The following is a 23,236-nucleotide window of genomic DNA, read 5'->3' on the forward strand; positions in this document are numbered from 1 at the left end:
TTCTTGGATGACTTGCCAAAAAACGGAACTCATGGCATAAGCCCGCCATCATCAAGAGAAGGGCTGGCGCCCTCGCCAACCTGCCGACCGGGCAAGGTGGTTTCCGCAACAGGGATGCGGCCGTCCAGACACTCAAAAGAGGCTGCGCGGCAATGAAGCGGTAGTTTTCATGCGCCAGTCCTCCTCGGGCAACCGATGGAGGATTTTTTGTTTCAAGATGCGCTGGCCGGACACGCGGCCGAGTTGATCAGATACCAGGACGCCGAAGAGGCCGATCAGACAGCGGCCGAGATCTGGCAATCTACCGCGGAAGATTGTGTGCTGGCCCGCATGAAGACCATTCGGGTGTATGGCGGACTGCCACGCCACAAACGCCGGTTGACCCAGCATGAGCGGGTCGACCGCTTACAGGCATTGTTGCGCCTTTGGGCCAATGGCTGCATTTGCGCGCTCGATGAGGAGCTGTTTGCGGACCTGCTGGCGCGCAGATCCTTGCGCGCCTGATTACTGCGGAGCCGGAGTGTCCTTGGGGACTGGACGTGGCTTGCCTTGGTCATCAACGGCGACCATCGTGAAAATCGCTTCGGTGACTTTTTCCCGGCCGCCGAAACGGTGGCGCAAAGCCCAGGCTTCCAGTTTGATTTCCATGGAGCTTGTCCCGACGCGGCCGACGCTTGTGTAAACACACAAGACATCTCCGACATGGACCGGGCGGATGAATTTCATCTTGTCGACTGCGATCGTGACAACGCGGCCCTGCGCTCTTTGCCCCGCGGCAATCCCACCGGCGAGATCCATCTGAGAAAGTACCCACCCGCCAAAGATATCACCAGATGCATTGGTGTCGGCCGGCATTGCCATTGTCCGGAGGGTCAGTTCCCCTTGCGGTGTTTCTTCACTCAAAGCGGTCGCTCCAGTTTCGTGTTTTACCGAGCCTAGCCCAACCGCTTCAAAACACAACGCTATCAATCAGATAATCAGCATCAGAATGGCCATGATCCAGAGGGGCATTGGTGCTGCAATCCAGATCAACAGGATGGGTAAGCCACGATGTGCCCATTTTGAACTGAACATGAGTGTCTCCTGCAAACTTAGAATACTGGGATTTCGTAGTAAGTCAGTGCCGCCAATGCGGTCATTCCGACCGCAAAGGCGAGTTTGGCACTGCCAATCAACGTTCGCCCCGCCACATCGAGGCGTGGCAAAGGCATGGATCTGGAATCCAGGTACATGGACACCATCATTCCGATGAAGACCGCGAACCACAAAACAACCAGACCTTCGGCCACCAAGACGATTGCCGGTAACATGAGCCCCTCCTATCAGGCTTGTTCAGTAAAGAGTTCCGCCGGCGGTGTACTGCCGGCAAAACCGAACGTTGCGAGCCACAGGCTCTGAGCAATCCGTTCGGCAATGGCGATGATCTCTTCGGCAACGTCCGAAACAAAAATCTCGCGTGCTACCGGTCGGAATACGTCGAGCCAGTCGCCATAGTCCGAGCTGACCACTTCCTTTAGTTTCAGGTGTTCCGGAACCGGCTTGCCTTTGTAGGTCCCGTTCTTCAGGAGAACGGACTGCCAAAACCGTTCCATCTTCTCAAGGTGCTCCGGCCAACGCCCGCCAAGGCGCTTTTCAAAGATCTCACCGAGATGGGGTTGCTGGCGCAAAGTCCCATAGAATGAATGCACAAGGATCCGGATCGTCTCGGGAGTAACTTCGGCGTATTGCACCTCACAGGCCCCGTGGGAGCGGACGACCGTGCCGCCTGTTTCCTGTGGTGTTTGTTTGTTTCGCATCGCAGCCTCATAACATTCATTTAAAATGCATCTTTTAAATGACAGATACTCGCGCTAAAATCAACATATAAAATGAATGTTTTGAAAGTTCTGGAAATGCGCCTCAGTCAAGCCAGTGATTTTGCCTTGAGACTCTTGATGGCAATCAGCCAATCAGATACACCGCAGACAGTGGACAAGTTGACCGCGCAACTTGGCCTGGCGAAATCCCATGTCATGAAAATCGTGGCTCAACTTGCCAAGGCCGGCTATCTGGAAACGACCCGGGGCCGTGGCGGCGGGATCCGCATTGCCAAAGAGGCAGATGACATCCGCATTGGCGATGTGGTGAGGCTGATTGAACCGGATCTTGGCGTGGTCGCGTGCCTCAAGGATGAACCGGCAAGCTGCCCGTTTTTGCCGCGCTGCGCGCTCAAGGGCGCAATGGCAAGGGCGGCGGAAGCGTTCCTCGACAGCCTAAATGAACAAACGCTTGGTTCGATCCTGGCCGGCACGCAGAGGATATGAAGGTTTGGTGTCCTGACTAAAGTGTCGAAGCTTGTTCCAGGAAATCTACCTGTTCCAGGCAATAGTAGCCGGAGATCCGGCTGATTGTTCCAGAGCGCTTCCAATCGTTCAACACCCGACTGACATTTTCACGGGCAGCTCCGGCCATGTTGGCAATGTCAGCCTGACTGAGCTTGTAGTGGATGAGGACGCGGCCATCATCGAGAGGCTTGCCGAACGTTTCGGCCAGCTGCAGCAAGGTCTGCGCGACACGTCCTGGAAGTGGTAAGAAAGAACGCGCTGCCAGAACGTCGTTGGCATGGCGCAAACGTTTGCCGACGATGGACAGCATGTGGCGGTAAACGGCGGGGTTTTCGTCGGCGAACCGCTCAAAGGCAGACTTTTCAATGAATGCCAGCTGTGCTTCTTTCAAAACGCTAACCGTTGCAGACCGGGGACGGCCATCCAGCAGGGCAAGCTCACCAACCAGATCGCCTGGCCCGAGAACCGCAAGCAACTGCTCATCCCCATCAACTGACAGGATCGACACCTTCAAAGAGCCCTCCAGAACAGCATAACAGCCGTTTCCAGGGTCCCCGTTTTCGAAAAGTGTGGCATTTGCCGCCATTTTTATGGGGCGGGCGAGTTTTGACAGCCCGAGCGCCAGTTCCGAATCAAGCCCTTGTAAAGAAAAGCTGTTTTTCAGAAAATCATCGATCTTTGCCACACCTGCCCCCTGCAGACATTGCCGTCAAACCGGCCAATTTCGAAATACGCGCATTGTTGTGATGTGCATCACGTGCCCATGCGCAAACTACCCCTATATTGAAAAACATGGAAGCGGGGTTGCCCCTCCCCCTCTTCCGGACCTCCACGAAAAACGGCTCTGTTCCCCCCAGAGCCGTTTTTTCGTTTGGCTTGCTGTCCAAGCCCTCAATTCAGGAACACATCCTTTTTTTCCAGCGTGTGAAAGAAACGGTCACTCGCCAGGACATCATACTGACACTCCCGGATCGCGATCTTGGCTTTGGGTTCCTCCCGACGCAGCCGATCATCAGCTTTTCCAGGAATAGCGGCTACAAAGCTCATGTCTGCCATCCCGTCAAAGTGATTGTGCAGCAGCCGCTGCAGCTCTTCCCTGTCACTGACCTCCGGCAGCGGATCTGCCTTGGGCAAGAACTTCAAATCGTAGGGCTTCGCCAAGCGCTGAAGCCGGAGTGTTTTCAGGCCCGACCGCACCGGAGAAATGATATGCGGCGGCGTATCAAATCCCGCGTGTCCGATTGCCTTGAAAACTGTTCGGGCCACACTGCTGCGCGCCAGCATACCGTCTCGAACGGCAACGAAGTCCGGCTGCCGCTTCATCAAGACCGTGTAGCGGCCCAGTTGCGCCAGCGTTTCTTCCAACAGCAGCTCATCGGGGAGAAGCCGCAAAAGCGCCAAGCGGTTCATCTTAGAACGGGAAAACATCCGATCGCCGTAGGTTTGATGCATCCGGCTGCTGACGGGCGACACCCTGTCGCCGGTAAAGGCCAGCGTGATCCCGAAAAGGGTGCGTGAACTTGAGGCCTTGACGGTTTCGATCAGCGGCCGGAACTCCCGGGGCCACAGATCTGTCGCTACAAGCGCGCCAAGCGCACTGATACGCCCTTGCTCGGCGAGATCACGCAGTGCGCGGTCAACCCCGAATGCAAGACCGTAGTCCAAGGCTCCAAGCGTAATTCTTTTCATGTAGCGCGGTAAAGTTACATAAGAAACGACACGCTCCTCCCTGCAAAACTTCGTAGAGTTTTGCAAGTCTTATCGTGACATCCGTCTCTTATTGAGTCGGCGTTACTTGGTCTCTAGCGGATCAAGAGCATCCGTTTTCCGGCCGGAGAGCCTATAGACGACCAGCTCTTCCAGAGGCACACCCTTCACCAATCGCTCCAGAACCGCGACCTGCTGTACGGTTTCAAACCGGGCCTTGAGAACATCCGCTTGGTCACGGCGGCTTTCAGCGACGTAAAGCCCAGCGCCCTCAAATTCAGCCCCTTGCGGCTCTGGCGCCATGATGTAGCGGATCCGCTGGGTAAACTGGTGAACCGGCACCGTGTCTTTCATGAGGAAGTCGATTTGACCGTTGAGGCCATAGCCGGAGGTCAGAACAAAGGCTGCATCCGTGTCACCAACCACATCTTTGAGAGCTGAACCGATCTCTTGCCACCCGCGCAGCTGATGCGTCGGGTCTTTTCGCGCGAACTGCCCTGTAAAGGCCGAGACAGCATGGAGCTGAACGGCGAACGCGATCACAAGACCAAGGCAGACACCGGTTGTGGCAAGCTTGACCCAGTTTCTTGAGCGGCCTTGAAGATCGCCTACAAAGACCGCTGCCATCAATGCAATCACCGGAAACAACGGCGCTGGCCAGTTGGCCTGCACGCGCGAGTGCAGCGAGTGATAGGCAAGATAAATCAGGAACGGTAGCACGGTCAGGATGATCAAGGAGGCGACCACATCTTGTTTCAAAAAGCGGCCGAACAAACGGGCGGCGCCAAACGCTGCCAAAGGAGCGATCAACGGATTGAGCAGACCGACAAACGCGCCGATAAACTCAAAGATGTACTTGGCGGTATACCCATCACTGCCGGCCCGCCCGAACTGTTTGTAGAAGCTGACCCAGTCGTGCAGATGGTTCCAGTAGAGCACCGGCGCGAACGTCAGGACCGCAATCAATCCACCGGCCCAGAGCTGCCAGGTCAACAGCCAGCGGCGAGCGTCCGGAACCCATAAGAGCCACAGCACGATCCCCGCCCCGAGAAACAAAACCGAGTACTTCGACAAGAGCCCGCACCCGGCCATCAATCCGATAACCAGCCACCAGTTTGCGTTTTTGGAAATGATAAGCTCGGCCAGCGCCCAAAAACTCAAGCCCCAAAACAGGACCGACGGGGCATCTGGTGTTGCAAGGATCCCGCCAATACCGACCAGCAAGCTGGTGTTCAAGAACAGGACTGCCCAACCGGCGACGCGGGCATCAAACAGGATGGAGGCTGTCCGCCAAAGTGTCAGCGATCCGATAAGGCCGGAAAAGATAACCAATGCCCGCACCGCAAACACGGTGTCTCCAAAAATGAATTGCCCCGCTGCAATCCACCAGCCGATCATCGGCGGATGATCATAATAGCTGAGCGCCGGAAAAATTCCCCAGATCCGGTAGTAGGCTTCGTCCTCGACAAAATGCGCCTGGCTCGCGGCAAAAACCTTGAGAGCCATCAGGGCTACAACAACCAGCACAAGTCCGGCTGGCCGAAGAAAATAGGGCAAGTCTTCAGAGCTGTGTGCGTTTGTCACGAATGCCTCAGCTTTTCCGCCAGGTCAGTGCGGAACTTGCTGCATAGTTCCAGACAGCACCCATGATCGCACCTGCAGCGCCCGCAAACCACCAGTACGCCGGATCAGCATATATGAGGTTGGCGACACCGACATTTGCCAGAACGCCGACAGAACAGACTGCGTAGAAGGTCAAGAGACCGATCAGCGCTCCAAGACCGCGCAGACGCCGGTCCCGATAGGTCAGCTGGTTGTTCAGGAAAAAGTTCGACGTCATCGCAACAAAGGACGCCGCGGTCTGTGACATGTTGAAACTCATGTCTGCCAGCAGGAACACACGCAAGGCTGCCAAGTGGACAACAAGGCCGCTGGCACCAACAAGGCCGAACATCAGGAAGCGGACAGAGACGATGTCGCCGAAATATTTGGCGAGCAGCAGCCCGAAATAATCGAGCGTGACCAGGGTGTCGAGCTTGCTTTCGCCGTGTTGGCGCTCGCGGAACGTGAACGGCAGTTCCTTGATCTTCAAGGTACCGGCAGCTGACGACACCAGATCAAGCAAGATCTTGAAGCCTTGCGGCGACAGTTTCGAGGCCAGCTCTTCGGCTTTATCCCGGCGCACCATGAAGAACCCGCTCATGGGATCACTGAGCGCTACATTCAAAAGCTTCTGCGCAAGCCCGTTGGCTATGTTGGACCCCCAAGCCCGGACCTTGGACAGTCCCTCGCCGACGGTTCCGCCTTCCACTTTCCGGCTTGCAACCACAAGGTCGATATCTCCAGTCCTGATTTCGGCAAGCATCTTGGGCAGCAACGTTTCATCATGCTGCAGGTCAGCATCCATCACGGCGACATACGGCGCGGAAGAGGCAAGGATCCCCTCAATACAGGCCCCGGACAGTCCGCGCCGGCCAATACGCCGGATCACACGCACGCGCGGATCGCTCAAAGCCAGTTTCCGGGCAATTTCTGTGGTGCCATCCGGGGAATTGTCGTCAACGACGATCGCCTCCCAGGCAGTCCCGGCAAGCGCCTTGTCCAACAGGCCAATGAGGATTGGAATGTTCTCGGCCTCGTTGAAGCTTGGCAAAATGATGCTCAGCTCAGCGGGCAACACTTCGCGTTTCAAAGAACGCGGTGCGCTGGTCTCTCCGCCCTGATCACCCACCAGGTTCACGACGCCGTCCATGATTGTTCCAATTCCAAGCCTGAAAGATCCAGTCGCTTACTTTCAAAGCGCCGGGTCTTACTCGCGCGGACCATAGCCCGGCGCAGATTAAATACAAGAAAGAACGCACCGACCGCCCTGTCTCAAACAGTGGCAACCGGGACGACAATCCGTTGGCGTCCTTTTAGCCGGGACTGTGATGCAAACAAGGCATGTCGCGGCCTTTTTTCATCTCGGTTAAGATCACCGTGTTTTGCCGGTCAGCGCGATCCGCTACCGCGCTTGCTCTCAGAACCGCTTTCGTCTAGGACAACCGGCAACATCACAAGACTTTTCCAGATGCGTTCGCCAAAGGGTGCATGCGCGGAAAACCCGCCAGGACACAAAGATCTCATGGCCAAAAAACCAAACAAACTGAAGGCGCGCTTGCCGCGTGGCTTCATTGACCGCTCTGCCGCCGATATCCGTGCCACAGACGAGATGCTGTCCAAGATCCGTCAGGTGTACGAAAGCTACGGGTTTGACCCGGTTGAAACACCGGCCTTCGAATACACCGACTGCCTTGGCAAATTCCTGCCAGATACAGACCGGCCCAATGCCGGCGTCTTCTCCGTACAGGATGATGACGAGCAATGGATGAGCCTGCGGTATGATCTGACCGCGCCGCTCGCCCGGCATGTCTCGGAAAACATCAACGAAATTCAGCTGCCCTACCGCACCTATCGCAATGGTTGGGTGTTCCGGAACGAAAAGCCGGGGCCGGGCCGGTTCCGCCAGTTCATGCAGTTCGACGCCGACACCGTCGGTGCACCAGGTGTCCAGGCCGACGCTGAAATGTGCATGATGATGGCAGACGCCATGGAAGCGCTTGGCATTCCACGCGGCCAATACGTCATTCGCGTGAACAACCGCAAAGTTCTCGACGGTGTATTGGAAGCCGTTGGTCTCGGCGGTGAAGACGATGCGGAACGCCGTCTGACTGTCCTGCGGGCCATGGATAAGTTCGACAAGTTTGGCACCGAGGGTGTCCGTCTGCTTTTGGGCGAAGGACGTAAAGACGAAAGTGGCGACTATACAGACGGCGCTAAACTATCAGCTCCGGCGATCGATGCCATTGTCGAAATTCTGGAAGCTTCTGCGATCGACGATCTGATCGACTACACAAACGATCTGACTTTCAAGACCGCCGCGCTGTCCAAGTTTGCGATCAACGAGAGTTTCGAGGCTGGCTTTCGCGAATTGAAACTGATCTCGGATCTTGTGACTTCCGCCGGGTATCAATCCGACCGGATCTCAGTCGATCCATCCGTGGTCCGTGGCCTGGAGTACTACACCGGGCCTGTCTATGAGGCCGAACTCCTGTTCGACGTCACCAACGAAAAAGGTGAAGTTGTTCAATTCGGTTCTGTGGGCGGTGGTGGCCGTTATGACGGGCTGGTCAAGCGCTTTACTGGCCGCGACGTGCCTGCAACAGGCTTTTCCATTGGCGTCTCGCGCCTTATGACGGCGCTGAAAAACCTTGGCAAACTGCAAACAGCCAATGTCGTAGCACCGGTGCTGGTAACCGTTATGGACGGCGACACCGAAGCGCTCGGCCGCTATCAGAAAATGGTTCAGGACCTGCGCCAAGCGGGTATCCGGGCCGAGATGTATCAGGGCAACTGGAAGAAGTTCGGCAACCAGCTGAAATACGCTGACCGGCGTGGTTGTCCGATCGCCATCATTCAAGGTTCGGACGAACGTGAGGCTGGAGAGATCCAGATCAAGGACCTGATCGAAGGCGCCCGGCTGGCCTCTGAATCAACAGACGTCGACAATGTCACGTGGCGGGAAAGTCGTCCCGCTCAGGTCACGGCCAACGAGGCGGATCTAATCGAGACCGTTCGCGGAATTTTGGATGCGCAGGCAGAAGACCGCAGACAGGTAAACGGGGACTGATATGGCAACCGCGGGCGACACGACGGCTCTCGATCCAGCAAGAATTGATGCGGTCCTGAATTTGTTTCAGGCGGCCGGACACGCTCTGGTGTCGCCGCCCATGCTCCAGCCTGCAAATGTTCTGCTTGATCTGATTGGTGAGGACATTCGCCGCCGCCTCTACCTGACTCAAGGGGCAGACGGCGCGGATTTGTGCCTGCGGCCCGACTTCACCATTCCCGTCTGCCGCCATCACGTTGCGCATGGCGACAACACCCTGCCGACCGGCTACTGCTACCATGGCCCTGTGTTCCGCCAGCGTCCGGACGGACTTGGCGAGATCCCGCAAATGGGCGCAGAAAGCCTCGGCCGTACTGATATTGCCGAAGCCGACGCTGACTTGTTGGCCCTGGCGATTGAAGCCCTGAGCACCTTTGGTCTTGAAGATGTCTCCATCCGGATTGGCGATGAGACAATCTTTGCAGCTGTACTTGCGGGGCTCGGTCTCCCAGCCGTATGGCAGCGCCGCTTGCGTGACCTTTTTGGCGAAACCGACAAGCTGGCAGTAGCCGTCGAGCGGATGGCCGGTGGTACGACAAGCGACGACGAGACCCGCGACGTGCGCCTCGGTTTTCTGGCAGCGCTTGAGGGCGCCGATCCGAAGGCGGCACATGCGGTGGTCGAGGATCTCTTGTCGATTGCCGGGATTTCCGCCGTTGGCGGGCGGACGCCTGCCGAAATCGCTGACCGTTTTCTGGAGCAAGCCGCTTTGACCCGCGGAACCTCAGGACACGGGAAGGCAGCGGATGCTCTCAAGAGTTATCTCGCGATTATGACTGATGGCGCCAACGCGGTGACGGCACTCAACGCCTTTGCGGCGAAGTACGACCTGGACTTGAGGCAGCCGATTGCAGCGTTTGAGCAGCGTTTGGAAGCGTTGACGAATAAGGGCATTGAACCGGCCCGGCTGGCGTTCGCGGCCGACTTCGGACGGCGGCTCGACTACTACTCAGGTTTCGTTTTCGAAATCCATGGCGGAATAGAAACTCACGACGGCCCGCTCGTCGGCGGTGGCCGTTACGACAAGCTGGTCACGCTGCTGGGCGCACAAACGGATGTTCCGGCGATTGGATTTTCCATGTGGCTGGACCGGATTGCAGCGCGGATCGGAGGCTAACCCATGAGCAAACTTGTGATCGCGGTTCCCTCCAAGGGCCGGCTTCAAGAGAACACACATGCCTTTTTCGGCCGTGCCGGTTTGAAGGTAACGCAACCGGGCGGGGCCAGGAATTATCGAGGTGCCATCAAAGGCCTGCCGTCGGTGGAGATCGCCTTCCTGTCCGCTTCTGAAATCGCCCGCGCACTGGCCGACGGTGCTGTCCATTTCGGCATCACCGGACTGGATCTGGTCGATGAAAACATTGCCGATCCGGCAAGTGCCGTCCACATCGTGACACCGCTCGGGTTCGGCCACGCCGATGTCGTGATTGCCGTCCCGAAATCCTGGATCGATGTGGAAAGCATGGCGGATCTCGGCGATGTTGCGTCCGACTTCCGCAACCGCCACGGCCGGCGCCTGCGGGTCGCCACAAAATACGTCAACCTGACCCGGGCCTTCTTTGCAAAACATGGCATCGCCGATTACCGGATCGTGGAAAGCGCCGGTGCCACCGAAGGCGCTCCTGCGGCTGGCTCTGCAGAACTGATCGTCGACATAACCTCTACCGGCTCAACCCTTCAGGCCAACAACCTGAAGGTCTTGACCGATGGCGTGATGCTAAGGAGCCAGGCCAATCTGGTGGCCTCCCTCAATGCTGACTGGTCGGAAACGGCCCTCAGCGGGGCTCGGGAAATCCTCGACCGGGTCGCAGCTGAAGAAGCCGCGCGTAATGTGAAACTGGTCAAGGCTGTGGTCGATGACCGGACACAAGCGCTTCGGGCGGTTAGCAATGTCGGCGCGATCCAGCGGTTTTCCGAATCGGGGTCTACCGATTATGTGAGCGTGTTATGCCCGAAGGAGGCTGTCGCTGCCTGCGCCAAGTTGCTGATCGCAGAGGGCGCAGACACCGTGACGGTGGAGACGCTCGATTACGTCTTTTCGAAAGACAATCCGCTGTTTGCACCGCTGAAGGAAAAGGTTGGCGGATAACATCCAACCCAAACCCGCTTCACCGCGGCCGCTTGAATGCTCTGCGCGCCTCTTCCACGGGCTCCCGGCAACAGCACCCTTCAAGGTGGTCGTTGACCATGCCCATGGATTGCATGAAGGCGTAAACGGTGGTTGGGCCAACGAAGCTCCAGCCCCGTTTTTTAAGGTCTTTTGAAAGCGCAGTGCTTTCTTCTGTTTTTCCAAGTGTCTTGGCGACAGCGAAGGTGATTTCTGATGGCCGGTTTTCCGACTTTGGCTCATAAGACCAGAAATAAGCCGCCAGAGATCCGTATTCCTTTTTCAACTCGATCGCGCGTTTGGCATTGTTGATCGTGGACTCGATTTTTTTGCGGTGACGGACGATCCCTGCGTCGCCAAGGCACCGTTCAACATCGGCTTCCGAAAATTTCGCAACTTCTTCAAATTCAAAGTTGGCAAAGGCTGCCCGAAACCCTTCGCGTTTTCGAAGGATCGTCAGCCAGGACAAACCAGACTGAAACCCTTCCAGGCAGATTTTTTCAAAGAGACGCCGGTCATCATCCACCGGCCAGCCCCACTCCGTGTCGTGGTAATGCAAATAGTCTGGCAAATTGCCATGCCACCAGCAGCGCTGCTTGCCATCGGCCCCAAGGAGCAGACCGGTCTCCGGATCCCGCTCTGCCTTGATGGTTAGTCCTGCCTCGACCATTGCGCCTCTCAATTATTCACGTTTTGTTCCACTCCATTTGCTACACGAGATAACCGAGAGGTGCAATCTGAGACTTCCGCGTGCAGTCAACAAAAAACCCGGCTCAATGGCCGGGTCTTGTAGATCTTGTTGACAATATTTACGCAAAGAGCGCGTCGATGTCGTCCTGGGTTGCAACATCGATATCGGATTCCAGTGCCGGCCCATTGAGCAGCGCGGCGTCGCCTTCTGCGGCTTTGGCTTCTTCAACTTCAATGTCCTTGAAGCTCTCAATGCCGCCCCAGATGTCCATCATCTGGATGATGCGATCTTCAACGAAGCGCAGTGTACCGACCACTTTTGTAATCCGCTGACCGGTCAAATCCTGGAAGTTACAGGCCTCAAAGATCTGGATTACGCGGTCCTGGATGTCACCGGCAAGTTCTGAGTCCTGCCCGTTAAGACGGGCGGACAGAGTGTTCGCGGTTTCATCAATGAATTCGGCGGCTGACAGAATGCTTTCTGTCGCGCCTTCAGTACCGACCACGACTGCATCAAGCTCGTTCGTTACGCGAGTCATATCCTCGCCTTCCGAACCGGTCTTCTGGTGCAGGGTTGCGATTTCCTTCTTGGTCTGGGCGATCGCTTCATAGATCGCGTCCAGTTCCACCTTGAGCTTCGCCGCTTCCGAAAGCTCCTTGCGGAACTCGGACATGAACTTCTGGCTCATAGCTTCCGGGTCAAGTGCAGCTTGTTGCTGCTGACCTTCGCCCGATTGGATCATCGCCTTTAAGGTCGAGAGTTCAGCTAAAACTTCCTGATGCCGACGCTCTTCGGCAAACGCAGGGTCCGTGTTCGATACGGATTCCATACGTATTAAGGTTTCCGCTCGGAAGGATCGTTTCACAGCGGTCATACCTACTCCCGTCCCTGGCCCCTGCAGGCTTGTTCTCATAACGCTTCGGTCCTTATACCGACGGAAGCTTAAGGAATTGTTTTTTCGATACTAACAACATCGGCCAATGGTTTCCCGCATTGGTTACAAGGCGGCGCACTCGCACCCTGCCAACACTGCCTAGAACAGAAACAAGCTGGTGCCGGTTGAAGATCGCATCCCGGTATTGGGCTGGACAAGTTGCCAGGGGCGTGATCTGAATTCGGCATAGATCGGAGTGAAGTCTATTGCAGCGAACATGATGCGCAAGATCCTGATTTTCATGGCAATGTTGGCTTTGTCGGCAAGCATGCCAGCCCGGGCGTCGAGTGAAGCCTTTACGACCGAAGACATCATGTTCGGGTTTGAACAGACTGTCTTCGGTCTTGAACATCGCAGTTGGGGATGGCGGCCTTATCTGGTCAAAAAATTCACGACACCGGTCCGCTTTTATATCCATAACCTTGCACGCCGGGACCGAACGGCCACAGTCCGCCGCTTTGTAAAGGAGATCGATCGGCGGGTGAGCGGTTTGTCTGCTACGGTCGTCAGGCGGCCAGCAGACGCAAATTTCGAGATCTATGTTGTTGACCGCAAACAGTACAAACCGGTGGTGCGGACAGATATTTACAAGAACCCGAAGGCAAAGGTTCCAGGGCGATGCCTGGTCCGCGTCATTTCAGGCCGAAACGGCATAAAGCGATCAGCAGCGGTGATCGTTTCTGATGAAGGCGAATTCCTGTTTCAGCGCTGCCTTGTGGAAGAAGTGCTGCAGGGGCTTGGTCCCATGAATGACAATCACAAACTGGTGCATTCGGTCTTTAACGATTCCTCGCGTCACAACCGTTTTACGGTGTTCGACCAGATCATTTTGAACATGCTTTACGACCCGCGGATCAAGCCGGGCATGTCCGTGAAGCAAACACAAGACATTCTGCTTCAAATCGCGCGCGACGCCCGCAGACGCGTGCGTTAACCATCCTTTCATTAAAACCTTCATGTTCTCAATGGCAAGAAAATCGCTCTGAGCAGTACGTCATTCATCTTAAGTTTCGATTCATCTCGTTCTTCAACCAACAACTAACCATAAATGCCGAATGTCGGCACCAGATGCCGTTGATTCATCTTTGGCACAGCCCGCACACCTATCATCGTTGCCAATCCGTTAACCGGCGGGGCGAAAGTTCCGCTGAACGTGGTTATCCATAAGTAACGAGTTGTGCCATGTTCTCATTGTCTAAATCCGTGCCTGTCGCGGTGATTGCTGTTGGTCTCGCCTTTGTGGCCAGCGGGTTTGCGTCCGGTCCTGCCGCAGCTGGCCAGGTGTCACCACCGCCGCTCGTCTTGAGCCCAAATCTCACCGAACCGTGGATGCTGCAGCTCCAGCCGCGTGTGCAGCGGCGCACCGCTGCCCCCACGCGGCGGCAAGTTCAGCAACCTCGGGTTCAACGCCAGGTCCAACAGCCCCGTGTTCAGCGGGCCAATTGGTGGTCGCCGCGCCAACAGCCCGTTCGGCAGCAGCAACAACAGCGTGCTCAGACCCGCCAGGTTGCTCCACAGTTTTTGCCGACAATCGTCAGCTATGACAGCAAATACAAGCCGGGCACGATCGTGATCGATACAAATGCCCGGTATCTCTACCTCATCCAGAACGATGGGACCGCCCGCAGGTATGGTGTTGGTGTTGGAAAGCCGGGCTTTGAATGGGCCGGGTCGCACAAGGTGACCCGCAAGGCCGAGTGGCCGGATTGGCGCCCACCGGCAGCCATGCGCAAACGGCGCCCGGAATTGCCGGTCTTCATGGCTGGCGGACCGGACAACCCGCTTGGCGCACGCGCCCTATATCTTGGCTCCACACTTTACCGAATCCATGGCTCCAACCAGCCTTGGACGATCGGGCACGCCGTCTCTTCCGGCTGCATCCGTATGCGCAATGAAGATGTCATTGATCTTTATGAGCGGGTCGGCGTTGGCACAACGGTGCACGTCATCTAAAGGCGGCCACCCGCAACAGCCATCCGAAACGCGCGGCTTCAGCTGCGCGTTTTTTGCGTTTGAGCGGGTACGGCCTGCGATCGACTTCTTGCTGCAACAGCGGAATCGGTGCGAAACTATGCTCATCTCTCCGCCGCAATTAGACTTCGGCCTCTCGCTCACTCTTGAAAGCCCCAACTTTGCTGAAAACCTCAGACACTCCGTACTTTCTGAAGGCTGCTCTTGTTGGGATTCTGGTCGGTGGTCTGGCCACAGGTTTCCACTCCGGTGTGGAAATTCTCATCTCGACCTATGCCAACCTGCGCACGAGCATCGGCTCGGGCATGCTGACTTATATCGTCTCAGCGGTCGTCTCAGCGGTTTGCGTCACCGGTGCCTTTTTTCTCGTCGCCCGCTTTGCCCCAGAAGCCGCTGGCAGCGGCATCCAGGAAATTGAAGGGGCGATGGAAGACAAACGCCCGCTGCATTGGGCACGGGTTCTCGTGGTGAAGTTTTTTGGCGGCCTGCTCGCGCTCGGCTCCGGTTTGGTTCTCGGCCGCGAAGGGCCAACCATTCATATGGGCGCGATGACCGCAGAAGCGCTTTCCAGATCACAAGGATTGCAGTCGGCAGACCATAAGGGGCTGCTCGCGGCAGGTGCTGCCGCAGGGCTTGCCGCCGCGTTCAATGCACCGCTCGCAGCGATCCTCTTTATTGTCGAAGAAACCCGCCGGCAGTTTCCCTTTGGCTACCGGACCTACATGGCTGTCATCATCGCATCGATTCTGAGCGCGGCCATCACCGAACAATTGACGCATATCGGCCCACCGCTCCTCATTGAAGTCACTTACATCCCGGTTTGGAGTTTTCCCCTTCTTGGGCTCCTAGGCGTGTGCCTCGGGTTCCTGGGCGTCTTTTTCAATTGGGCGCTATTAAGGGTCATGGACCTCTTCCACGCCATTCCAAAGGGCGCGCGCTGGATCCCTGCCATGATGATTGGTGCTGCGACTGGCATATTGCTTGTCGCGTTTCCCGATGCAACGGGCGGCGGCGAGGATCTCGTCCGGGATCTCGTCACCAAGGATTACGGTATTCTCGCACTTTTGCTGCTGACCTTGTTCCGGTTCGGCGGCGTGCTTTTTTCATATGCCTCGGGCGTGCCGGGCGGGATTTTTGCACCGATGCTCTCGATCGCGACTTGCGCGGGGTTGGCATTTGGCGCAATCACGACAGATATCATTCCCGTTGGCGATGCCGACTTCAAAGTCGCCTGTGCGATTGCGGCCATGGGTGGTTTTTTCGCAGCTTCGGTTCGCGCGCCACTGGTCGGAGTGGTCCTGGTCATGGAGCTCACCGGTGCATATGCGCTGATCCTGCCGGTCCTTGTAACCTGCACCGTTGCAGCATTGACCGCGCATCATCTGGGCGGACGGCCTATCTATGAGCAGTTGCTGGAACGGACCTTGAGACTTGCCGGACAGGCCCCGGATGCTGAGCCAGACAAGACCCCGGTCCAACTTGGCACACGAAAAAGCTAAGCCTTATTCAGCCGCCTGAAGGCCTTTTTGAAGTTCGGACAAGGGTCAGTACAGCCGACATTAAGAGGTTTCCTTCCAGTTTGCGGCCCCTATCTGATCTGAATGAGCTGAAAACGCGTAACAACATGCGGCGGCCAAAGAAGTTTGAATACGGCCGATTTCGAGCGCGGCGAAACCGATACCAACACACAACTGTTGTGTTCTGAGAGTCTAAATATGAGCAACCTGACGGATATGGAGATTTTCGCAAGGGTCGTGAGTGCGGGCAGCATGTCGGCGGCGGGCCGCGAAATGAACCTGTCACCGGCCGTTGTTTCCAAACGCATTCGCCGACTTGAAGAAAAACTCGGCAGCCGCCTGCTTCAACGGACCACGCGCCAGATTGCAATGACAGAAGCCGGCCAAGGCTTTTATGAACGCGTGATCGCGATCCTTGCGTCAGTTGAAGAAGCTGAATCATTCGTGTCCCGCGGATCCGCAAAAGCGCGCGGTCACCTGAAAGTTGCTGTCCCCACTTCCTTTGGGCGACTGCACATTGCTCCACATGTCGGTAAGTTTTTGACCAACAATCCGGATCTTTCCATCAATCTGGACCTGTCGGACGAATTCGTTGACATCGTCGGCGAAGGCTATGACCTGGCAATTCGGATCGCAGAACTCAGCGATTCAAGCCTCGTTGCGCGGCGTCTTGCTCCGGTTCATCGCATCTTGTGCGCGAGTCCCGAGTATCTGGAAAGATACGGCACTCCTCAGTCCATCGACGACCTTCTTGCCAATCACGTGACTTTGGCAGCTGCCAATCAAGATCCATGGCGGCTGGCGGGGCCAAACGGCATTGAGACCGTGCGGACACAATCACCAGTTAAGACGAACTCCAGTGAAGTGGTCCGTGAATGCCTTTTGTCAGGCATTGGAATTGCGTTGAGATCGACCTGGGACATCGGACCGGAGTTGCGTGACGGAAAGCTTCAAATCCTTTTGCCTGAGTATAGGGCCTCCAAAGATGTGGGGCTTTATGCGGTATACCCAAGCCGGCAGTTCCTGCCTGCGAAAGTTCGGGTGTTTATTGACTTCCTTGCTGCCCTTTACGGCTCTTCGCCTTATTGGGATGCCGGTCTGGAGGATTGGCTACACCGGCCGAGAGCTGCGAAAGCGAGCTGAGGGAGAAGCTTTCGCGGGTCGAATTTGGTGCAACTGTGTCTTGGTGTTGCCTGCGACGGCGCGTCGCTTGCATCGAAACGCAACATACTGTTGATTTGTGAAGGGGCAGTCATTGCCCAATTTGAGGGAGATACACATGAAGCGACTGCTGATGATCGCCGGCACTGCGCTAATTGCATTTACGGCACAAGCCAGCGCTGAGGGCGACCCGGCCAATGGCGAAAAAGTATTTAGAAAATGCGCGGCTTGCCATGCCGTAGGCGAAGACGCGAAAAACAAAGTTGGCCCGCAGCTCAATGGCGTCGTTGGGCGCGCTTGGGGCACAATTGAAGGCTACAAGTACTCACCCAGCCTGATGGAAGGCGCAGGTGAAGGCCGCGTGTGGGACGTAGAGACCCTTGACGCCTACCTCTTGAAGCCGCGTGACGTGATCCCGAAAGGCCGCATGGCTTTCGCCGGTCTTCGGAAAGACGAAGATCGTGCCGATGTGATCGCATATCTGGCACAATACAGCGAAGACGGAACAACGAACTAAGTTCGTTCCTCAAATTCAAGAAAGGCCGGGTTTCAAACCCGGCCTTTTATTTTTACGAGAATTATAGGTCGTCTTTGTCCTGTTTGACGTGATGTGCCCGTATTCTGCGCACCGTCCACCAAATGAACAAGACAACAACCGGTACGGCGATTGCCGTTGTGACTGATGGCTGCGGTAACGGAAGCCCCGATCCGCTTGCCCCCTTTGCCAAATAGGAAAACAGACCCACGATATAATAGCTGACAGCTGCGACCGACAGACCTTCAACCGTCTGCTGCAGACGCAACTGCAGCCGTGCCCGCCTATTCATGGATTCCAGAAGCGAGCGGTTTTGCTGTTCCAGATCCACATCAACCCGCGTGCGCAGCAAATTGGTCGCTCTTGCTAACTTGCGCGACAGCATCGCCTGACGATCTTCAATAGCCTGACAGGTGCGCATCGCAGGCGACAACCTGCGAGATAAAAAAGACGACATCGTCAACTCGCCCGGCATGGCCTCTTCTTGAAGGGCAGACAATCGGATTTTCACGATCTCATAATAAGCGCGGCTCGCACCAAAGCGGAAGGTGCTCGCTGTTGCGCCGGCCTCCAGCGAAGCTGCTAGTTCCGTGAACTTGTTGAGCAGGTTTCGATTGCTGTCGAGGCCAGCTGCTGTTTTCATTTGTTCGGTCAAAGCGGCAAGCTCTATCTCGAACTTCCGGATATCGGGTGACAGGGCGTTCGCCTCGAACAGGCCCAGCATTGCCAGTGTTCGATAAGTCTCGAGTTCCAAAAGCCGTTGAACGATCGCCCCGGTCTGCACGTCGCTCATGGAGTGGTTCAACACAAGAAACCGGGACAAACCGTCTCCATCCTGACGAAAGTCCGTTGCGACGGTCGCTTGTCCGCGCTCGAGCGATGAGACCGTCAGGCTGCCTTCTTCGAAGGTGGGCCGCCAGCGGCTTTCATCAATTTCTTCCCTCAGCTCCAGACGCACAGCAACGAGCAACTCGCCCGGTGCCCGGAAAGCCGCCCCAAAAGGGTGGCCCGCCGGAGGCGCACCAAACAAGTGGTCAAGATCAGCTGAGCCATCCCAGGTATAGGTGGTGAATTCGGCGTGCTGCTCCCAGCTCAAATGCCCCTCACCGAACTCCAGAGTGTGATACCGCGCTCCATCGGCCGGTCCGGCCACTCCTCTGGATGTACAGAACTCTTTTAGCCATTCCTTGTCACCTGCCGCCTCATCACTGCTGGTCAGAAAGGCGTAGTGGAGAACCGTTCGCGGGGTCGCAAGTGGCCGGAAAGGCCGCGCGTGAACTTCACCGAGAACCCTTTGCCTCAGGGGTGACGCGCTGAATGTGGGCAGTGCCCCACCGGTATCCAGGTTTTTTTCCAACGACAGCCCCTCCTTGCGCTCAACAGCCGGTACAGCATGGCGGTTTCGACTGCTCAAGACCACAGGCATTTTGAAATTCTTGAAAGATGACATAAGCGCACGTGCGGCCTTTTTGGTTTGTTTGCATCAGCTGCGATCCAAAAATTGGATAAATTATTTGACCAATTTTATCGGCTCGACTATTTTCGCACGGTAATCACAGCGTAAAAACCGATGTTTCAGCCGATAGACACTCATAAAACGGCCGACGCCGCCGTCGATCAAATTGAAGAACTGATCCTCAAAGGGGTCCTTCAATCCGGTGACCGGCTGCCGGCGGAACGCGTGTTGGCAGAGCAGCTTCATGTATCCCGGCCCGTGTTGCGGGATGCCCTGAAAACACTGGAAGAACGCGACCTTATCGAAGCGCGCCAGGGCGGTGGAACATTCGTCTGTGATCTCATTGGGCCGATCTTTTCCGAAGCAATCGTTCAATTGATCTCCCGGCACCCATCTGCGGTGAGCGACTATTTCGATTTCCGGCGCGGGATCGAAGGTCAGGCATCTGCAATGGCGGCCATGCGCGCAGCTCCTTCGGATATCCGCAGGCTAAGTGACATCGTTGAGCAGATGGACACCGCGTACGCAGCGGATGACCCTCTTGTTGAAAGTCGTCTGGATGTGGAGTTCCATCATGCTGTAGGGGAAGCCGCACACAACGTGGTGCTGCTGCACACGCTCCACTCCTGCTACCGGCTTTTCGAAAACGGAGTCTTTCTGAACAGAGGCCGTCTCTACCATCACACATCGGCACGTGCTGAAGTGCTGAAACAGCACAAGGCGGTGTTTGAGGCGATTGCCGCTGGAGATCCGAAGCTCGCACAGCGCTGCGCGGAAGAACACATTGATTATGTCCGCGCCACACTCGCTGCCAAGGAACAACTGGATCAGCGCGAGAAACTGGCCGATCTTCGCCGCACACAAGCTTCCGATCGAGCCGTAAAAAAATAGCTCAGGGGAAAATGATATGCCGATTGTAACCGACGTCGCCGACATGCAGGCTCTTGCCAAACGGCGGGTCCCGAAAATGTTTTATGACTATGCCGACACGGGGTCCTGGACCCAAAGCACCTATTGGGACAACGAGGCGGCATTTCAAAGGCAAAAGCTGCGCCAGCGCGTTGCGCGCAACATTGACAACCGATCGGTCAAAACAACCATGATCGGGCAGGATGTCGCCATGCCTGTAGCACTCGCACCGGTCGGGTTGACCGGGATGCAGCATGCAGACGGTGAAATCCTGGCAGCACAAGCCGCCGAAGAATTCGGAGTGCCGTTTACGCTTTCAACAATGAGCGTTTGCTCCATCGAGGATGTTGCCGAACACACCAAAAACCCGTTCTGGTTCCAACTCTATGTCATGCGTGATCGCGGCTTTTCTGAGAACCTGATGAAACGCGCTCACACGGCTGGCTGCTCGGCTCTTGTCCTGACGCTGGATCTTCAGGTTCTTGGTCAACGGCACCGCGATATCAAGAACGGTCTCAGTACACCGCCAAAACCGAAGCCGCATGTGCTCGTTGATCTTGCCTTCAAGCCACGCTGGTGCTGGAACATGCTGCAAACCAAGCGGCGCGAGTTCGGCAACATCGTAGGTCATGTTTCCGGTGTTGAAGATATGACTTCGCTTGCCGAATGGACGGCCAGCCAGTTCGACCCGACGCTAGACTGGTCGTCAGTCGAGTGGGTCAAAAAACACTGGGACCGTAAACTGATCCTGAAAGGCATTAACGACGTTGAAGATGCCAGGATTGCAGCGGATCTCGGTGCAGATGCGATCGTTGTGTCGAACCACGGCGGCCGGCAGCTGGATGGCGCCCTCGCCTCCTATGACATCTTGCGCGATATCGTCGACACCGTTGGCGACAAAGTCGAAGTTCACGTCGATGGCGGCATCCGCTCCGGCCAGGATGTCTTCAAGGCTGTCGCCATGGGGGCCCACAGCACCTACATCGGACGCGCCTTCATCTACGGTCTTGGCGCTATGGGCAAGCCTGGCGTTCGCCAAGTCCTTGAGATCATGCACAAGGAACTTGATGTCACCATGGGCCTCTGCGGCGAGACGGACATCAAGAAGGTCGGTAGGCACAATCTCGTGCTTTAGGAAATCCGGGCGTTTCCTGACTGAAAAACCTGTGCCGCCTGAAGCCTTCGTGTCGTCAGGCGGCGCATCGCAGGACACCCGCTCGCATTCACAGAGCTGATCATCTCATCAAAAACTATCATTTGCGCTGAAGTATTCTGAAGCTCAAATTGTGCTTGTTCCTGCACAAACGAGTATTTCCCATGAGCATTGCCCAGCCAACGCTGAACCGGTCCGGTATGGACTCTACTGACCTTGGTCTCTATGCCGCCACGGTTTTTGCCTGGGGCTTCAGCTGGATTGCGATGAAAGGGCAGATCTCCGGTGTCGCCCCGGAAGTGTCTGTCTTTTGGCGCTTCGTAGTTGCCGCAGCGATGATGATGGCCTGGGTTCGCATGAGAGGTTATCCCCTGACCTTTCCTCTGAAAGATCACATTCGCTTCGCCGGACTTGGCGCGCTCTTGTTTTCAACGAACTTCACCCTGTTCTACTATGGCGCTGCCTATCTACCCTCCGGGCTTTTGGCCGTGGTGTTTTCAACGGCGTCTGTCTTTAACGTCTTTCTGGGACTTGTTCTCTTCCGTCAACGCCCGAGCGCACTCACTCTGGCCGCTGGCTTTCTCGGCGTCGCAGGCATTGCGCTGATGTTTTTGCCGGAGATGGCCGGAACGCAGTTCAATCGAAGTGTCGCGATCGGGTTGGGATTTTGTATCTGTGGGACCTTGTCGTTCTGCTTTGGCAACATGTTGTCCGCTGATACGCAGCGCCGCGGGATTGGGGTCATGCCCGCAACCGCCTGGGGAATGGTCTACGGGATGATATTCCTCGGACTGTTTTCTGCAATCCGTGGGCAAAGCTTCGCGGTTGACTGGACGCTGCCATACATCGGCAGCCTGATCTACCTGGCCTTAGTCGCCTCTGTCATTGCGTTTGCGTCCTATCTGACGCTCCTTGGACGGATCGGCTCCGCGCGGGCGGGATACGCTACAGTGCTGTTCCCGATTGTAGCGCTGGCGCTGTCAACGATCTTTGAAGGCTACCAGTGGACGCCGCTCACAATCGGCGGCCTCGCCTGCGTCATTGGCGGCAACGTTATGATGTTGCGCGCTCGATAGGTTAGATTTCAACGAGTGATCTGGGACCCGAAGAGTTACTCGGCCGCCTCACGGGAAGACACTGTCCCCACATTGCCAATGGCCGCGATGATGTGATTGCACAACCGGTCATGCATCGGTAGGCGGGCGTTATCTGAACGCAGCATGGCGATGTCACAATGCGGTAGGGCGGGGAAGCCGTCTCTTTGGTCCAGGATCCGCATGCCATCCCGGATAGCGCTTTCGGGAAACACCGTTAGCGCCAGTCCAGCTTGCACAGCCCCGATGAGGGCCGAGCCGCTCGCGCTCGTATAGGACACGCGGTACTGGCGTCCGGCGCGGTCCAAAGCATCCATGGACAACCGGCGCCAACTGCAGCTGGACGGGCCAAGGGCAAGCCGGAGAACATCTTGTGTGTGCGCGCTGTGCTGTTCAGATGTAACCCAGTAGAGGGGTTCACGCCGGATGATTTCACCGCGTAACTCACTGGTATCACCGGATGTCGTGATCGCAACATCGAGCTCATTGTCGCGCACCGCTTTTGTCAACTTTGCGCTGCTGGTGCATTCGACCTGAACCTCAATAGACGGGTTGAGGCGATTAAACGCGGCAAGCACCTGCGGAAGCAGCCGATCGGCATAATCGTCAGGGACGCCAAGCTTGACGAAACCAACCTCTTTTTTGCCGTTGAAGGCCAGCAAGGTTTCATCATTCAGCTGAATCATACGACGGGCGTATTCCACCAGGCGCAGCCCTTGTTCTGTCAAACGCGACTGCCGTCCATCTTTGATGAAAATGGGCTGCCCGACACGTTCTTCGAGGCGGCGCATTTGCATGGAAACGGCGGACTGGGTCTTGTGAACTGCTTCTCCGGCCTTTGTGAAACTGCCGAGCTCGGCAATTGCGAGAAACGTCCGAAGCTGATCAATATCCAGCGCGTGGCTCATGGAGCTCTCCTAAATGGACACATAACGCAGTCACAAGACCATCATAAAATATGATTGATTG

24 protein-coding genes and 1 riboswitch are annotated in these 23,236 nt (G+C 56.4%); of the genes, 13 read left to right on the top strand and 11 right to left on the bottom strand.

The genetic code is table 11. From position 1 onward, the window contains the following. The first annotated feature begins 43 nt into the window (after positions 1 to 43). Positions 44 to 166: riboswitch (SAM-I-IV-variant riboswitch) on the top strand. A 41-nt stretch (positions 167 to 207) separates the two neighbouring features. Continuing rightward, positions 208 to 504 (top strand): hypothetical protein, encoded by a 297-nt coding sequence (locus ACVDG4_RS10495; protein ID WP_447235002.1) that lies wholly within the window; start codon positions 208 to 210, stop codon positions 502 to 504. Here ACVDG4_RS10495 and ACVDG4_RS10500 read toward each other — a convergent pair whose 3' ends face one another. From ACVDG4_RS10500 to ACVDG4_RS10510, 3 genes are all read right to left on the bottom strand, one after another. Further along, a complete protein-coding gene (locus ACVDG4_RS10500) occupies positions 505 to 861 on the bottom strand; it encodes an acyl-CoA thioesterase (protein WP_133949632.1) in 357 nt (118 codons plus the stop codon). It lies immediately after the preceding gene. A 230-nt stretch (positions 862 to 1,091) separates the two neighbouring features. Beyond that, on the bottom strand, positions 1,092 to 1,310 hold the full coding sequence (locus tag ACVDG4_RS10505) for a hypothetical protein (RefSeq protein ID WP_447235003.1): 219 nt from the start codon (positions 1,308 to 1,310) through the stop codon (positions 1,092 to 1,094). Positions 1,311 to 1,322: 12 nt separating this feature from the next. Beyond that, entirely contained in the window at positions 1,323 to 1,796 is a 474-nt protein-coding gene (locus tag ACVDG4_RS10510) for a group III truncated hemoglobin (protein WP_447235004.1), read from the bottom strand. A 72-nt stretch (positions 1,797 to 1,868) separates the two neighbouring features. Here ACVDG4_RS10510 and ACVDG4_RS10515 point away from each other — a divergent pair, with 72 nt between their 5' ends. Continuing rightward, positions 1,869 to 2,303 carry an RrF2 family transcriptional regulator gene (locus ACVDG4_RS10515; RefSeq protein ID WP_447235005.1) on the top strand — a complete coding sequence of 145 codons (435 nt, stop codon included), beginning with the start codon at positions 1,869 to 1,871 and terminating at the stop codon, positions 2,301 to 2,303. A 16-nt stretch (positions 2,304 to 2,319) separates the two neighbouring features. Here the strand turns inward: ACVDG4_RS10515 and ACVDG4_RS10520 are convergent, their stop codons facing one another. The 4 genes from ACVDG4_RS10520 to ACVDG4_RS10535 all read right to left on the bottom strand — a co-directional run bounded on the left by ACVDG4_RS10520 (position 2,320) and on the right by ACVDG4_RS10535 (position 6,783). Continuing rightward, the gene (locus ACVDG4_RS10520; protein ID WP_008195708.1) at positions 2,320 to 3,009 is read right to left on the bottom strand and encodes a Crp/Fnr family transcriptional regulator; all 690 of its coding nucleotides are present in this window, start codon (positions 3,007 to 3,009) and stop codon (positions 2,320 to 2,322) included. A gap of 206 nt (positions 3,010 to 3,215) precedes the next feature. Further along, entirely contained in the window at positions 3,216 to 4,013 is a 798-nt protein-coding gene (locus ACVDG4_RS10525) for a ChbG/HpnK family deacetylase (RefSeq protein WP_409689115.1), read from the bottom strand. 102 nt (positions 4,014 to 4,115) lie between these two features. After that, a complete protein-coding gene (locus tag ACVDG4_RS10530; protein ID WP_447235006.1) occupies positions 4,116 to 5,615 on the bottom strand; it encodes an ArnT family glycosyltransferase in 1,500 nt (499 codons plus the stop codon). A 7-nt stretch (positions 5,616 to 5,622) separates the two neighbouring features. Continuing rightward, on the bottom strand, positions 5,623 to 6,783 hold the full coding sequence (locus tag ACVDG4_RS10535; RefSeq protein WP_447235007.1) for a glycosyltransferase: 1,161 nt from the start codon (positions 6,781 to 6,783) through the stop codon (positions 5,623 to 5,625). 372 nt (positions 6,784 to 7,155) lie between these two features. Between ACVDG4_RS10535 and hisS the strand changes: the two genes are divergently transcribed. Genes hisS through hisG form a run of 3 tightly spaced genes read left to right on the top strand, consistent with a single transcriptional unit; the run spans position 7,156 to position 10,828 of the window. Then, positions 7,156 to 8,700: a histidine--tRNA ligase gene (gene hisS, locus ACVDG4_RS10540; RefSeq protein WP_447235008.1), complete on the top strand. Its 1,545-nt coding sequence runs from the start codon at positions 7,156 to 7,158 to the stop codon at positions 8,698 to 8,700. 1 nt (position 8,701) lies between these two features. Continuing rightward, the gene (locus ACVDG4_RS10545) at positions 8,702 to 9,856 is read left to right on the top strand and encodes an ATP phosphoribosyltransferase regulatory subunit (RefSeq protein ID WP_447235009.1); all 1,155 of its coding nucleotides are present in this window, start codon (positions 8,702 to 8,704) and stop codon (positions 9,854 to 9,856) included. A gap of 3 nt (positions 9,857 to 9,859) precedes the next feature. Further along, on the top strand, positions 9,860 to 10,828 hold the full coding sequence (gene hisG, locus ACVDG4_RS10550) for an ATP phosphoribosyltransferase (RefSeq protein WP_447235010.1): 969 nt from the start codon (positions 9,860 to 9,862) through the stop codon (positions 10,826 to 10,828). A gap of 19 nt (positions 10,829 to 10,847) precedes the next feature. Here hisG and ACVDG4_RS10555 read toward each other — a convergent pair whose 3' ends face one another. Together ACVDG4_RS10555 and ACVDG4_RS10560 are read right to left on the bottom strand one after the other, a co-directional pair. Further along, positions 10,848 to 11,516, bottom strand: a complete 669-nt coding sequence (locus ACVDG4_RS10555; protein ID WP_447235011.1) for a DNA-3-methyladenine glycosylase I — start codon at positions 11,514 to 11,516, stop codon at positions 10,848 to 10,850. A 139-nt stretch (positions 11,517 to 11,655) separates the two neighbouring features. Next, positions 11,656 to 12,411 carry a protein phosphatase CheZ gene (locus ACVDG4_RS10560; protein ID WP_428528211.1) on the bottom strand — a complete coding sequence of 252 codons (756 nt, stop codon included), beginning with the start codon at positions 12,409 to 12,411 and terminating at the stop codon, positions 11,656 to 11,658. Between the two features lie 256 nt (positions 12,412 to 12,667). Here ACVDG4_RS10560 and ACVDG4_RS10565 point away from each other — a divergent pair, with 256 nt between their 5' ends. The 5 genes from ACVDG4_RS10565 (at position 12,668) to ACVDG4_RS10585 (ending at position 17,637) form a co-directional block, all read left to right on the top strand. Then, the gene (locus tag ACVDG4_RS10565; protein WP_209172617.1) at positions 12,668 to 13,405 is read left to right on the top strand and encodes a DUF2927 domain-containing protein; all 738 of its coding nucleotides are present in this window, start codon (positions 12,668 to 12,670) and stop codon (positions 13,403 to 13,405) included. Positions 13,406 to 13,653: 248 nt separating this feature from the next. Next, positions 13,654 to 14,424, top strand: coding sequence for a L,D-transpeptidase (locus tag ACVDG4_RS10570; protein ID WP_133948475.1), 771 nt, complete (start codon positions 13,654 to 13,656; stop codon positions 14,422 to 14,424). A gap of 179 nt (positions 14,425 to 14,603) precedes the next feature. After that, positions 14,604 to 15,941 carry a H(+)/Cl(-) exchange transporter ClcA gene (clcA, locus tag ACVDG4_RS10575; RefSeq protein WP_447235012.1) on the top strand — a complete coding sequence of 446 codons (1,338 nt, stop codon included), beginning with the start codon at positions 14,604 to 14,606 and terminating at the stop codon, positions 15,939 to 15,941. Between the two features lie 216 nt (positions 15,942 to 16,157). Next, positions 16,158 to 17,102 (top strand): LysR family transcriptional regulator, encoded by a 945-nt coding sequence (locus ACVDG4_RS10580; protein WP_306149844.1) that lies wholly within the window; start codon positions 16,158 to 16,160, stop codon positions 17,100 to 17,102. A gap of 136 nt (positions 17,103 to 17,238) precedes the next feature. Then, entirely contained in the window at positions 17,239 to 17,637 is a 399-nt protein-coding gene (locus ACVDG4_RS10585; protein ID WP_133948481.1) for a c-type cytochrome, read from the top strand. A 61-nt stretch (positions 17,638 to 17,698) separates the two neighbouring features. On the opposite strand, the gene ACVDG4_RS10590 is transcribed toward ACVDG4_RS10585, so the two are convergent. Continuing rightward, positions 17,699 to 19,081: a DUF3422 family protein gene (locus ACVDG4_RS10590; protein WP_447235013.1), complete on the bottom strand. Its 1,383-nt coding sequence runs from the start codon at positions 19,079 to 19,081 to the stop codon at positions 17,699 to 17,701. Positions 19,082 to 19,225: 144 nt separating this feature from the next. On the opposite strand from ACVDG4_RS10590, the gene ACVDG4_RS10595 reads away from it, so the two are divergent. The 3 genes from ACVDG4_RS10595 (at position 19,226) to ACVDG4_RS10605 (ending at position 22,249) form a co-directional block, all read left to right on the top strand. Continuing rightward, positions 19,226 to 20,002, top strand: coding sequence for a FadR/GntR family transcriptional regulator (locus ACVDG4_RS10595; RefSeq protein ID WP_447235014.1), 777 nt, complete (start codon positions 19,226 to 19,228; stop codon positions 20,000 to 20,002). Positions 20,003 to 20,018: 16 nt separating this feature from the next. Beyond that, on the top strand, positions 20,019 to 21,155 hold the full coding sequence (locus tag ACVDG4_RS10600; protein WP_409689093.1) for an alpha-hydroxy acid oxidase: 1,137 nt from the start codon (positions 20,019 to 20,021) through the stop codon (positions 21,153 to 21,155). A 182-nt stretch (positions 21,156 to 21,337) separates the two neighbouring features. Beyond that, the gene (locus ACVDG4_RS10605) at positions 21,338 to 22,249 is read left to right on the top strand and encodes a DMT family transporter (protein WP_447235015.1); all 912 of its coding nucleotides are present in this window, start codon (positions 21,338 to 21,340) and stop codon (positions 22,247 to 22,249) included. Between the two features lie 35 nt (positions 22,250 to 22,284). Here ACVDG4_RS10605 and ACVDG4_RS10610 read toward each other — a convergent pair whose 3' ends face one another. Then, entirely contained in the window at positions 22,285 to 23,175 is an 891-nt protein-coding gene (locus ACVDG4_RS10610) for a LysR substrate-binding domain-containing protein (RefSeq protein ID WP_447235016.1), read from the bottom strand. Between the last annotated feature and the right edge of the window lie 61 nt (positions 23,176 to 23,236).

It is taken from the genome of Roseibium sp. MB-4 (assembly GCF_053005265.1).

Excerpts from the sequence above, each read along its gene's own strand:
- ACVDG4_RS10500 (WP_133949632.1), bottom strand. The coding sequence starts at position 861 with ATGGCAATGCCGGCCGACACCAATGCATCTGGTGATATCTTTGGCGGG.
- ACVDG4_RS10505 (WP_447235003.1), bottom strand. The coding sequence starts at position 1,310 with ATGTTACCGGCAATCGTCTTGGTGGCCGAAGGTCTGGTTGTTTTGTGG.
- ACVDG4_RS10510 (WP_447235004.1), bottom strand. The coding sequence starts at position 1,796 with ATGCGAAACAAACAAACACCACAGGAAACAGGCGGCACGGTCGTCCGC.
- ACVDG4_RS10515 (WP_447235005.1), top strand. The coding sequence starts at position 1,869 with ATGAATGTTTTGAAAGTTCTGGAAATGCGCCTCAGTCAAGCCAGTGAT.
- ACVDG4_RS10525 (WP_409689115.1), bottom strand. The coding sequence starts at position 4,013 with ATGAAAAGAATTACGCTTGGAGCCTTGGACTACGGTCTTGCATTCGGG.
- ACVDG4_RS10535 (WP_447235007.1), bottom strand. The coding sequence starts at position 6,783 with ATGGACGGCGTCGTGAACCTGGTGGGTGATCAGGGCGGAGAGACCAGC.
- hisS (WP_447235008.1), top strand. The coding sequence starts at position 7,156 with ATGGCCAAAAAACCAAACAAACTGAAGGCGCGCTTGCCGCGTGGCTTC.
- ACVDG4_RS10545 (WP_447235009.1), top strand. The coding sequence starts at position 8,702 with ATGGCAACCGCGGGCGACACGACGGCTCTCGATCCAGCAAGAATTGAT.
- hisG (WP_447235010.1), top strand. The coding sequence starts at position 9,860 with ATGAGCAAACTTGTGATCGCGGTTCCCTCCAAGGGCCGGCTTCAAGAG.
- ACVDG4_RS10555 (WP_447235011.1), bottom strand. The coding sequence starts at position 11,516 with ATGGTCGAGGCAGGACTAACCATCAAGGCAGAGCGGGATCCGGAGACC.
- ACVDG4_RS10560 (WP_428528211.1), bottom strand. The coding sequence starts at position 12,411 with ATGACCGCTGTGAAACGATCCTTCCGAGCGGAAACCTTAATACGTATG.
- ACVDG4_RS10570 (WP_133948475.1), top strand. The coding sequence starts at position 13,654 with ATGTTCTCATTGTCTAAATCCGTGCCTGTCGCGGTGATTGCTGTTGGT.
- ACVDG4_RS10580 (WP_306149844.1), top strand. The coding sequence starts at position 16,158 with ATGAGCAACCTGACGGATATGGAGATTTTCGCAAGGGTCGTGAGTGCG.
- ACVDG4_RS10585 (WP_133948481.1), top strand. The coding sequence starts at position 17,239 with ATGAAGCGACTGCTGATGATCGCCGGCACTGCGCTAATTGCATTTACG.
- ACVDG4_RS10590 (WP_447235013.1), bottom strand. The coding sequence starts at position 19,081 with ATGCCTGTGGTCTTGAGCAGTCGAAACCGCCATGCTGTACCGGCTGTT.
- ACVDG4_RS10595 (WP_447235014.1), top strand. The coding sequence starts at position 19,226 with ATGTTTCAGCCGATAGACACTCATAAAACGGCCGACGCCGCCGTCGAT.
- ACVDG4_RS10600 (WP_409689093.1), top strand. The coding sequence starts at position 20,019 with ATGCCGATTGTAACCGACGTCGCCGACATGCAGGCTCTTGCCAAACGG.
- ACVDG4_RS10605 (WP_447235015.1), top strand. The coding sequence starts at position 21,338 with ATGAGCATTGCCCAGCCAACGCTGAACCGGTCCGGTATGGACTCTACT.
- ACVDG4_RS10610 (WP_447235016.1), bottom strand. The coding sequence starts at position 23,175 with ATGAGCCACGCGCTGGATATTGATCAGCTTCGGACGTTTCTCGCAATT.